The organism is Caulobacter sp. CCG-8 (genome assembly GCF_037402475.1).
In the GTDB taxonomy this organism is placed as follows: Bacteria; Pseudomonadota; Alphaproteobacteria; order Caulobacterales; family Caulobacteraceae; genus Caulobacter.
This window is the reverse complement of sequence record NZ_JBBEUD010000022.1, coordinates 82,897-93,737: the sequence shown is the minus strand read 5'-3', so window position 1 is coordinate 93,737 and position 10,841 is coordinate 82,897. Positions and strand designations below refer to the sequence as shown.

Below are 10,841 nucleotides of genomic sequence, written 5' to 3'. Positions count from 1 at the left end.
GTCTTCTGTGAAGACGAAACCCAGGCGGCGGGGGGATCGGCGGACGCGCCAGGCCTGGGCTGAAATCGCCCAGGCGGTCCGGGGTGTGGCCAGCACCCCGCCCGTCGGGGGCCTCCATCGGAGCGGGTTAAAAATCCGCGATCCGAAGGCTTCCGGATAACGGCTCCGCGCGAAGCGCTCGGACTTCGTCGAAACGGTATTCAAAACTGCAAATCATCCGGGCGAGGCCCGGGCGCTTCGCACCCTTCCCACCCGCTCACAGCCGCAGGCGTGGGATCACACCCGCTTGCCCCCACCTGGCGGCTTCGCCGCCTGTCCGCCCCCGTAGGGGGCGGAGCCTTCGCGCCAGCGCTCTTCCCCCCTCCGGGGGAAGACGACCGCGAAGCGGTCCGTAGGGGGCAAGTGTTCGGTGCACGAAAAAGGGCCGCCCGGTCGCCCGGACGGCCCTTCGATCTTCGCGAAGCCCGCGCCTAGTGAACCGGCGTGTCCGCCAGCACCGACGCGCCGCTCGGCGTCGAGCGCAGCCGGGCCTTGGCCATCTCGTCCATGATCGACTGCGAGCGCGGATCGCCCAGCAGCCAGGCCGAGGCGGCCAGGGTGCGCATCGAGGTCTCGCTGACCCCCAGCACCTTCTCCAGGGCCTCGAACGGCGAGTTGGAGGCGCCGATCTTCTTGAGTTTCACCTCGCCCTTGATGCCGGCCAGGCTCTTGGCCTTCTCCACGGCCTCGTAGAAGCCGCCCAGCTCGTCGACCAGGCCCAGCTGCTTGGCCTGGACGCCGGTCCAGACGCGGCCCTTGGCGATCTCGCGCACCCGGGCCTCGGGCAGCTTGCGGCCCTCGGCCACGCGGTGGACGAAGCCGGCGTAGATGCGGTCCATCCAGGCGGCGAACCGGGCCCGCTGGTCGGGGGTGAACTCCTGGCCCGTGCCGAACGCGCCGGAATAGTCGCTGCCGACATGGACCTGCTTCACGTCGACGCCGAACCGCCCCAGGGCCTCGCCCAGGGCGAACTTGCCGCCGAACACGCCGATCGAGCCGGTCAGGGTGGTGGGCTCGGCGACGATCGCCGAGGCGCCGGAGCTGATCCAGTAGCCGCCAGAGGCCGCATAGGTGCCCATGCTGACCACCACCGGCTTGTTGGCCTTCTTGGCGGCCTTCACCGCGGCCAGGATCTGTTCCGAGGCGGTGTCGGACCCGCCCGGCGAGGAGACCCGGAAGACGATCGCCTTGACGTCCTTGTCCTCGATCGCGTCGTACAGGGCCTTGGCCACCTGGTCGGAATAGATCGTCGAGTCGCCGCCGAACGGCGAGCCGCCGTCGCCGCTGCCGGTCATGATCGCGCCCTCGGCCTGGACGACCGCGATGGTCGGGCCGGTCTTGATCGGCGGGCGCTTGGAGCGCGAGACGTAGTCGTCGAAGTCCATCAGCTTGGCGCCCTTGCCGGCGCGGGCCAGCATGGCGTCCTGGGCTTCCTTCACCTGGCCGACGCGGTCGATCAGGCCCTTGGCCTTGGCTTCCTCGGCGCTGTAGGGGCCGGCCTCGATGGTCTTGATCAGGGCGGCCGGATCGACCTTGCGGTCCTGGGCGGCCGTGGTCAGGGCCGTCGTATAGACCGAGCCCATCCACGACAGCGTCGATTCCCGGTGGGCCGGCGTATAGTCGCTATAGAGGTACGGGTTGACCGCGTTCTTGTACTCGTAGCGCTGCTCGTAGTCGGCCTTGACGCCGTACTTGTCGAAGAAGCGCTTGAAGAACATCTCCTCGCTGGACGCGCCGACGGCCTGCAGCGAGCTGTCGGGCTGCATCCAGAACTCGCTGGCCGCCGAGCCCAGCATGTAGGTCGAGGTGACCAGGCCCGAGGGGTACAGACCCTGGCTGTGGGCGAAGATCGGCTTCTTGCCCACCGCGCGGAAGTGCTTGAAGGCCAGGCGCAGCTCGTCGGCCGAGGCCGGGGCCATGCCGCCCTCGGGCAGGCGCACCAGCACCGCCTCGACCTTGTCGTCGGTCTCGGCTCGGCGCAGCGTCTCGACGATCGACATCACCGACTGGCCGCCGCCGCCGCTGAGGGCCGCGAAGGGGTTCTGGGAGTCCTGGTCCGACAGGCCGCCGCGCAGGTCCAGCTGCAGCACCGTGTGGGCGGGGACGGGGGCGGGACGGGCGGCGCTGGCCGCCATCACGATCAGGAGGAAGGGGACGCCGACCAGGAACAACACCAAGCCGACGAAAACGCCGGCCACGGTCATGAGAAACTGCTTCATCGGACGTCCTGCTGCCTATTGTCGCGCTAGCTAGTAGCGCCCCTGGCGTCGCGGTCAAATGAACAGCGCGCAACCTGGGTTCCCGACGGGGGAGGGGGCGAGGACCGGACGCACGCGAAGACCGGCGCAGGGCGCCCCGAAGGGGGCGGCGCCGCCGTACCGTATGCTTTGGAAAATCTCGGGAAAAGAATGGTCGGAGTGGCAGGATTTGAACCTGCGACCCCTGCGTCCCGAACGCAGTGCTCTACCAGACTGAGCCACACTCCGACTTGGAGGGCGGCTTATAGACATGCGTCGGCGGTCTCGCAAGCGACAAAAATCACCTCAAAAAAAGAAGTTCAAAGCAGCGTTGCATCCGTCCGACTCCTGCGCTATCTCCACCGCCTCGCCGGGCCCAGACGGGTCCCGCCGTTCCTGCTGGGGAATGGTGTAATGGTAACACTGCGGTTTTTGGTACCGTCATTCTAGGTTCGAGTCCTAGTTCCCCAGCCACGCTTCTTCTGCGGAATCAGCCTCCGCCGCGATGCTCCCCAAAGACGATTTCCGGACGGCCGCACCGCCGCCTGATCTGGAATCGCAGTTTTCCACAGAAATTAGCCTGGGCGTCTCACGCTCCGATTCCGACACGACGGACGGTCGAACGCCGGCGCTGTTCGCGACGTCCGGCCTGAAGTTGTTCCGACGTCCGGAGGCGGACCTTGGCCGTCGAGATTCAAGACGGCGTCTGTGATCACATATCGTCGGTCAAGTCGGCCCGCCGCCAACAAGTCTTTGTCTTTACAAGGCCAAGGCGCAGCTTCGAGAACGCGCGTCATCGAAAGAATGCTGATCTTGGTCTGATCTGCGGCGGGCGCGAATCATTGCGACACTGAAACTTTGGTTCGAGCAACATGGGTCTGGAAGGGCTGGTCAGGGACCGGCTAACCAGGCCTCCAGCGCTTCTCATGGTTTAGAGGCGAGGCGATTTTCTCGTTGCTGTTCTCAAGATTCGCTTTGCTTAAGGGCTTTGCAAGCACGATTACCCGGATTGAGTACTTGTATTTCGACGAGGCGGGTGTATTTCCAAGTCAAATACCCACCGGAGAGACCCTCGTGGAAGACAAGGCTACCCTGATCGAGCTCACCGCCGAGATCGTCGCCAACTACGTGGCCAATAACAGCACGTCGGTTTCCGATCTGCCGGCCCTGATCCGGGCGACTCACGACGCTCTGGCTGGTATTGGCTCTCCGGAAGCGGCCCCCGTCGAAACCGTTACGAAGGCTACCCCGGCTCAAATCCGTCGCAGCATTACGCCGGACGCCCTGATCAGCTTCGAGGACGGCAAACCCTACAAGACGCTGAAGCGTCACCTGACCACGCACGGCATGACCGTCGCCGAATACAAGGCCAAGTGGGGTCTGCCGAACGACTACCCCACCACCGCCCCGGCCTACAGCGAAGCCCGCTCGGCCATGGCCAAGGCCCTCGGCCTGGGCCAAGGCGGCCGCAAGGCCAAGGCCCCGCGCGGCCGCAAGGGCTGACCCGACCCTCCAGAGGTTCGGAAGACGAACAAGACCCTCGCCGGCGACGGCGGGGGTTTTTCTTTTGGCCGACGCCGGATCAGGGGGCGGCCGATCCCCAGGTCGCCAGCACCGCGCCGCCGCCGCCCACCACCGAGACCTTCTCGACCTGGGCCGTGACGAAGCACTGGCGGGCCTTCACCACCAGGTTGACGGTGTCGTCGATATGGGTGTCGGGCGCGCTCAGCCGCCCCCAATAGTCGCCGCAGAACACTTCCGGGGTCTGGCCCAGGGCGGTCAGCCGCCCCTCCAGCACCAGGGTCATGCCGCGGACCAGCCGGTGGTAGGTCTGCTGGTCCATGCGCACCTTGTGGACCATGAACGGCTGGAAGCGGGGCGGCAGGGCCGAGGCCCCGTCGGCGGCGTAGGGAATGGCCAGGCCATAGTTGGTGACGTAGCTCTGCTGGCCGATCTCCTCGACCGCGCTGAGCTGGTCGAAGGTCCGGACGGTGGTCTGGCTGCGCACCTCGTCGCCGTCGAAGAAGGCCGTCTGCAGCGCGGGCAGCTTCGGCAGGCCCTGGGCGGCGAAACCGCTGTAGTTCTGCGGGCTGATCTGGCCCAGGCCGATCATCACCGTCAGCTCGCCGCGCGAATAGTCGTACCGCCAGCGGGCCGGGCTCTGCAGGACCTTCATGGTCCGCTTGCGCTCGTCGACGAAGGGGATGGCGATCTGGAACCGGCGGCCGTCCAGCGAGTCTGCGGCCGGAGCCTTGCGGGCGACTTCCATCGCGCCGCGCAGCTTCGCGCCGTCCAGGACGTCGCCGGAAGCGGCCGCCAGCAGGCCGATCGCCAAAAGACCGCCGATCATCGTCCAGCTCTCCAATGCCTCGCGACAGGAAAACCTTGCGTTGAGCGGCGGTCAAGGCGTCAGCCGATCTTCAGCCGTACGAAGGCCATGCCGCCCGTCGGATCGTCATAGCCCAGCGCGCGGGGCGCATCGAAGGCGCTGGCCAGGCCGCCGAAGCCCAGCTTGACGCTGTCCGACAGCCGCACGTCGTAGATCGCGCCGACCGACAGCTTGCGCACCGTGGCCACGCCGCCGTGATGGCCGGCCAGCTCGTCCTGCTCCACCTGCTCGGCGCGGGTGAAGAGGGTCCAGTGCCGGTCGGGCGCGACCGCCCCCTCGAACAGCCAGGCCTGCAGGGCGTCGCCGGGAATGCGGTCCTTGCGGGCCCAGGCCAGGGTGGCGCTGACCGAGCCCGTCGCGCCGACGTCGCGGGAATAAAGGGCGCTGAGCGAGGTGCGGGCCTCGTCGTCGTCGGGCTCCAGCGCCTCGGGGCTGTTGATCCGCGTCCAACTGGCCTGCAGGGCCCAGTTCTCGGTCGGGTTCCACGACACGCGGGTCGCGACGCTGTCGAGACGGCCGGTCTCGATGTCGTAGCGGTTCTGGTCCGGTTCGCGGCCGCGGAAGGCGCTGGCCTCGACCTTCCAGTTGTCGCGCGACACGCCCGCCGTCACCACGCCGAAGGTGATGTGGGTCGAGTCGAACCAGTGGTGGGTGATCGGGGCCTCGGGGCTGTCCATGGCCGCCTGGCGGTGCATGAAGGCGGGCGGACCGAAGGCGGGCTCGCCCGGCAGGCCGCCATAGAGATAGCCCCTGAAGCCCGCGCCCAGCGATCGGCTGTAGCTGGCCGACAGTTCCATGAACAGGTCGTGGGGGTGCTGGCGGTCGACCAGGGGATGCTCGCCGTCGGCCGTCTCGCCCGTGGCCAGCAGCAGCGGATAGCCGCTCTTGCCCATGAACGGGTCGGGGCTGAGCATGGCCTTGAAGCCCACCTTGCCCTCGCCGAGGTCGTGCTGGGCCATGCCCATCACCATGCCGGCCAGGAAGGCCTTGTCGCCGCCGCGCGGGCCGCCCTGGCTGTCATAGACGCCGTTGAACACGGCGTGGCCCATCAGCATCCAGCCGGTCTCGGTGAAGGTCATGACGCCGTCATGCGGGGAGGCGTCGGGCTGCCAGCTGGTGCCGGAGGCGTCGCGGGTCATAGGATAGTAGCCCAGCGGGCCGCTGCGGCCGGTGGGATTGACGAGTGCATCGACGGAGACGGGGTCTTCCATGGGCATGGGCGTCGTCATGCCGTGGTGATCGTGCTCCTGGGCGAGCACGGGGGCGGCGAGGCTGAGGCTCGCGGCGAGTGCGGCGGCGCCGAGCAGGCGCGCGCGGAAAGTCCGGGTGGTCATCGGGACCGACCTTTCTGAAGCGAGAAGGAGAGTGACCCGCGCGGCGACCGCGCGGAAGGCTTCAGGCGAGGGGTCTGGGAGGCCCGTGGTCGGGCGCGGGGCTCAGGCCGGCGAAGGCCTGGCGCAGCGGCGTGAAGGCGATGCGGACGACGGCGCCCGGGGCGAGCACGGGCGCGGCGTCGCGGACCGAGGCGGGCAGGCAGCCGGCGCAGCAGCTCAGCGGCATGGCGTCGGGACGGCCCTTGTGGACCGGGGCCTTGTCGTGGGCCATGTCCGCCATGTCGCCGGTCATCTCGTGGCACGGCGGCGGCGCGGTCGGTTCGGCGTGGCAGGGCAGGGCGCGCAGCGGCCCGCCGATGACGAAGACCGCCGCGACGAGGATCAGCAGGAGAGTGCGAAGGCCGCGCATGGCGCCAGGGTAGGGAGTTCGGTGTGGGGCGTCCAGGCCCGGCCCACCAAACCCCTCTCTCAAAGAGAGAGGGGTTCGCTAGTCTAAACCCCGCTCAGCTCCATGCCCGGCGCGTCCGGCTCGCGCGCGCCGCCGCCGTTCAGGGGGCGTTGCATCCAGACCAGGTCCACCCAGCGGCCGAACTTGTAGCCCATGTCGGGGAAGACGCCCTTCCGCTCGAAGCCGAGGGCGGCGTGCAGGCCGATCGAGGCGGCGTTGCCGCTGTCGCCGATCACCGCGCACATCTGGCGCAGGCCCAGGCCCTCGCAGGCCGCGATCAAGGCCGACAGCAGGGCCTTGCCCACGCCCTTGCCCACGGCGTCGGGGCCGATATAGACGCTGTCCTCGACCGTGTAGCGATAGGCGGCCCGCAGGCGGAACGGGCCGGCATAGGCGTAGCCCAGCACCACGCCGTCCTCTTCGGCGACCAGATAGGGCAGGCCCTTGGCCAGGAAGGCCCCGCGGCGGCGGCCCATCTCGGCCTGGTCCGGCGGGACCTCCTCGAAGGTGCCCAGGCCGTTCAGCACGTTCCAGCCGTAGATGGCGGTGATGGCCGCCAGGTCGGCGTCCGTCGAGGGACGAATCTTCACGCTCACGCCTTGGTCCAACCCTTCTCGACCGCCCAGACGGCGAACGCATAGTCCAGGGCGATCTCCTTGAGGAAGTCGAACCGGCCCGAGGCGCCGCCGTGGCCGGCTTCCATGTTGATCTTGAGCAGGATCGGGGCGCCGCTGGTCGTATGTTCGCGCAGCCGGGCGGTCCACTTCTCGGGTTCCCAATAGGTGACGCGCGGGTCCGACAGGCCGCCGGTGGCCAGCACGGCCGGATAGGGCTTGGCGGCCACGTTGTCGTAGGGCGAGTAGCTGGCGATGTAGTCGTAGGCCTCCTTGTCCTCCAGCGGATTGCCCCATTCGGGCCATTCCGGCGGGGTGAGGGGCAGGCTGGTGTCGCTCATGGTGTTGAGCACGTCGACGAACGGCACCGCTCCGATGATGCCGGACCACAGGTCGGGCCGCAGGTTGGTGATCGCCCCCATCAGCATGCCGCCGGCCGAGCCGCCATAGGCCACGGTGCGGCCCTTGGCCCCGTAGCCGGCGCCGTGCAGGTGCTCGGCGCAGGCGATGAAGTCGGTGAAGGTGTTCTTCTTCTTGAACTTGCGGCCGTCCAGGAACCAGCCGTAGCCCTTTTCCGAGCCGCCGCGGATGTGAGCCGTGGCCCAGATCCAGCCGCGGTCCACCAGGCTGAGGTTGCGGATCGAGAACGACGGGTCCATTGACATGCCGTAGCTGCCGTAGCCGTACAGCAGCAGAGGCGCCTTGCCGTCCAGGGCCACGCCCTTCTTCATCAGCACGGTGATCGGCACTTCGGCGCCGTCCGGGGCCTTGGCGTAGAGCCGCCTGGTCACGTACTGGGCCGGGTCGTGGCCGGAAGGAATCTCCTGGGTCTTGCGCAGGGTCTTCTGGCCCGTGGCCATGTCGTAGTCGAACCACTGCCGGGGCGTGGTCGGCGACTGGTAGACATAGCGCATCACCGGGGTGTCGAACTCGTAGCCGCCCTCCAGGCTCAGGACATAGGCCTCCTCGTCGATGACGATCGGCTTCTCGGCCTTGCTGGCCCGGTCGGTGATGACGATGCGGGTGTTGGCGTTGACCCGCTCGACGCGGACCAGGTGGTCCTTGTAGGCGGCCAGTCCCGTGATGAAATGGCCCGGCTTGTGCGGGACGAAGTCCTTCCAGTGGGCGCGGCCCGGCGTGGCGACCGGGGCCTCGACCAGCTTGAAGTCGATGGCCTCGTCGGCGTTGGTCAGGATGACGAACCGGCCGTCCCAGTGCTCGACCGAATAGCGCAGGCCCACGGTGCGCGGCTCGACCACCTTGGGCGCGGCGGTCGGGTCGGCGGCCGGGATCAGCAGGGTCTCGGACGTCTCGTGGTCGCCGGCGCTGATGGTGATGAAGGCGTCCGAGCTGGTCGTGCCCACGCTGACGAAGAAGCCGTCGTCGGGCTCGTCATAGACCAGGACGTCGTCCTTCAGCCCGCCGCGGGCAGGGCGGCGGTAGATCTTGTCGGAACGGCCGTTGTCGTCGCGGTGGGTCCAGAACAGCCATTTGGAGTCCGGCGACCAGGCGAAGTCGCCGGTGCTGCTCTCGACGGGCTCCTTCAGGACCTCGCCGGTGGCCAGGTCCTTCACATAGATGTGGTGGACTTCCGACCCTTGCGCGTCCTCGGCATAGGCGAACAGCCTGTGGTCGGGGCTGTGGTCGGCGGCGCTGACCTGGCTGTAGGCCTTGCCCTTGGCCAGGGCGTCGCAGTCCAGCAGAATCTCCTCGCCCTCGGTCTTCTCGCCCCCTTGGCCCTTCGGCCGACGGGCGAAGATCGGGTGCTGGCCGCCGATGTTGAAGCGCGAATAGTACTCCCAGGGACCGTCGGGGGCGGGGACGGAGGCGTCGTCCTCCTTGATGCGGCCCTTCATCTCCTCGAACATCGCCGCCTGCAGCGCTTCGGTCGAAGCCAGCATGGCCTTCACATAGGCGTTCTCGGCGGTCAGGTGGTCCTTGACCTCGGCCTTGATCAGGGTCGGGTCGCGCAGGACCTTCTGCCAGTTGTCGTCCTTCATCCAGGCGTAGTCGTCGACCCGGACACGGCCCAACTGCTCGGTGCGCTTGGGAATCTTCTGGGCGGCGGGTGGGACGGGCTTGGGCGACTCAGGCATCATGCTCTCGGATAGGGCGTTCTCGGGGCGGATTGCCGACACCGACGTAATGACCGCCGCCGCGCTCGTCATCATTTTGCGCCGGTTCATGGTCAGTTTTTCCCCCGAGATGCGTCAGAACGCCAACTTGTGCGCCTAGAGGGCGCTGGTCAAACTGACCCGCGTGTAGAGTGAATCCGGGGGCGTGAGGGCTTAGATGGCTTGGGACCTGTCGGTCGATTTGATCCAGGCGACCGTGCAGCTGGAACAGCCGCTGGGCGACGGGTCACGCACCGTCGGCACCGGCTTCCTGATCGAGGACCCGACTCCCGACGGCCGCCCCCGCACCATCCTGGTCACCGCCGGCCACGTCTTCGACAAGATGCCGGGCGTCTCGGCCAAGATCGGCTATCGCATCCAGAGCGCCGACGGCGTCTGGCGCTATGACCCCCACACCCTGAAGATCCGCGACGGCGACCACCCGCTATGGGTCAAGCATCCCACCCGCGATGTCGCCGCCATCGAGGTCGAGGCCCCGCCGGAGTTCGCCAAGGCGGCGATCCCCCTGGCCTGGCTGGCCCAGGACGACACCTTCAACAAGTACGGCCTGGGCCCGGGCGACGAGATGATGGCCCTGGGCTTCCCGCGCGGCCTGTCGGCCAATCCGGCCGGCTTCCCGATCCTGCGGTCGGGCCGGGTGGCGTCGTACCCGCTGGCCCCGGCCAGCGTGTTCCCGACCTTCCTGATGGACTTCTCGGTGTTCCCCGGCAATTCGGGCGGGCCAGTGTTCATGGCCGAGGGCGCGCGCCGCCGGCCGGGCTCGACCGAGAGCCAGGAGGTGCAGTTCGTGGCCGGCATGCTGACCCAGCAGGTCGAGCTTTCGGGCGAGCGCCTGGAGATCGGCATCGTCACCCACGCCAAGTACATCCGCGAGACGGTCGCCCAGCTGGACAAGACGGCGGGCGCGCCTCTGATACAGGCCAAGCCCGCCACGCCGACCGGGGCGTCCACCCAGGCGGCGACCCAGGCCGGCGCGGCGGTGTCGGCCACCGAGATGGCCGTGTCCCGGTAGGGCTCGGTAGGCCATCTCACTGTAGGATAGGCGACACAGGAACCTTCGCTCCCGGCCCCCCGTTTCTAGCGGGAGTTCAAATCCAGCAGGAGCGAAGTCATGAGCACCAATCGTGTGGAAGGCGCCGTCGACAAGGGTCTCGGCGCGGTCAAGGAAGCCGCCGGCAAGCTGACCGACAACGAACGTCTCGAAGCCGAGGGCGCGGCCCAGAAGGCCAAGGGCGACGTCCAGAACAAGGTCGGCCAGGCCCAGGACAAGATCGGCGACGCGATCAAGCACTAGGCTTGGTCCAATCGACCCAACTGAAGAGGCCGCGGGAGCGATCCCGCGGCCTTCTTCTTTTCAGGCCCTGTCCGCGCTGGACGGAGCGATCAGACGCTAGCGCCCCAGAGCGCCATCCACCCCACGGCGGCGCACACGGCCAGGACTGAACCCAGGGCCATCGCGGGCTGGACGAGGCGGCGGGGCGCGGCGCCCAGGCCGACGGTCAGGATCATCATCGCCGCGGGGATGATCACCAAGGCCAGTTGGTCGCCATCAAGTCCGTAGGTTCGCGCGCGACCGGCGCCGCCGATCAGCGGGAGCAGCCAGAACAGGACGCCCAGCGTCGTAAGCACGAGTCTCCAGATCATG

The 10,841-nt window shown here is 68.1% G+C and carries 9 protein-coding genes, 2 tRNA genes and 1 pseudogene; 4 read left to right on the top strand and 8 right to left on the bottom strand.

The genetic code is table 11. The features are described 5' to 3' along the window. Window positions 1-470 precede the first annotated feature (470 nt). Both sppA and WAE60_RS19710 read right to left on the bottom strand, forming a co-directional pair. Window positions 471-2,258, bottom strand: coding sequence for a signal peptide peptidase SppA (sppA, locus tag WAE60_RS19715; protein ID WP_337688114.1), 1,788 nt, complete (start codon window positions 2,256-2,258; stop codon window positions 471-473). Between the two features lie 190 nt (window positions 2,259-2,448). After that, window positions 2,449-2,525: transfer RNA gene (locus WAE60_RS19710), tRNA-Pro, on the bottom strand. A 151-nt stretch (window positions 2,526-2,676) separates the two neighbouring features. Between WAE60_RS19710 and WAE60_RS19705 the strand changes: the two genes are divergently transcribed. Next, window positions 2,677-2,750, top strand: a tRNA-Gln gene (locus tag WAE60_RS19705). A 600-nt stretch (window positions 2,751-3,350) separates the two neighbouring features. Then, window positions 3,351-3,779, top strand: a complete 429-nt coding sequence (locus WAE60_RS19700; protein WP_012285398.1) for a MucR family transcriptional regulator — start codon at window positions 3,351-3,353, stop codon at window positions 3,777-3,779. Between the two features lie 79 nt (window positions 3,780-3,858). Here the strand turns inward: WAE60_RS19700 and WAE60_RS19695 are convergent, their stop codons facing one another. The 5 genes from WAE60_RS19695 to WAE60_RS19675 form a co-directional block, all read right to left on the bottom strand. After that, window positions 3,859-4,626: a hypothetical protein gene (locus tag WAE60_RS19695; protein WP_337688105.1), complete on the bottom strand. Its 768-nt coding sequence runs from the start codon at window positions 4,624-4,626 to the stop codon at window positions 3,859-3,861. A gap of 59 nt (window positions 4,627-4,685) precedes the next feature. Next, window positions 4,686-5,999 carry a hypothetical protein gene (locus tag WAE60_RS19690; RefSeq protein ID WP_337688103.1) on the bottom strand — a complete coding sequence of 438 codons (1,314 nt, stop codon included), beginning with the start codon at window positions 5,997-5,999 and terminating at the stop codon, window positions 4,686-4,688. A gap of 61 nt (window positions 6,000-6,060) precedes the next feature. Beyond that, window positions 6,061-6,408 (bottom strand): hypothetical protein, encoded by a 348-nt coding sequence (locus WAE60_RS19685; RefSeq protein ID WP_337688101.1) that lies wholly within the window; start codon window positions 6,406-6,408, stop codon window positions 6,061-6,063. Window positions 6,409-6,491: 83 nt separating this feature from the next. Further along, window positions 6,492-7,043, bottom strand: coding sequence for an N-acetyltransferase family protein (locus tag WAE60_RS19680; protein WP_337688100.1), 552 nt, complete (start codon window positions 7,041-7,043; stop codon window positions 6,492-6,494). After that, window positions 7,040-9,247 (bottom strand): S9 family peptidase, encoded by a 2,208-nt coding sequence (locus WAE60_RS19675; protein WP_337688098.1) that lies wholly within the window; start codon window positions 9,245-9,247, stop codon window positions 7,040-7,042. Before WAE60_RS19675 ends, WAE60_RS19680 begins: the two co-directional genes overlap by 4 nt. 106 nt (window positions 9,248-9,353) lie before the next feature. Between WAE60_RS19675 and WAE60_RS19670 the strand changes: the two genes are divergently transcribed. Both WAE60_RS19670 and WAE60_RS19665 read left to right on the top strand, forming a co-directional pair. Beyond that, window positions 9,354-10,208: a serine protease gene (locus tag WAE60_RS19670; protein WP_029915875.1), complete on the top strand. Its 855-nt coding sequence runs from the start codon at window positions 9,354-9,356 to the stop codon at window positions 10,206-10,208. Between the two features lie 99 nt (window positions 10,209-10,307). Then, a pseudogene (locus WAE60_RS19665) lies at window positions 10,308-10,489 on the top strand (CsbD family protein); the annotation flags it as partial. A 90-nt stretch (window positions 10,490-10,579) separates the two neighbouring features. Here WAE60_RS19665 and WAE60_RS19660 read toward each other — a convergent pair. Continuing rightward, on the bottom strand, window positions 10,580-10,840 hold the full coding sequence (locus WAE60_RS19660) for a hypothetical protein (RefSeq protein ID WP_337688095.1): 261 nt from the start codon (window positions 10,838-10,840) through the stop codon (window positions 10,580-10,582). Window position 10,841 lies beyond the last annotated feature (1 nt).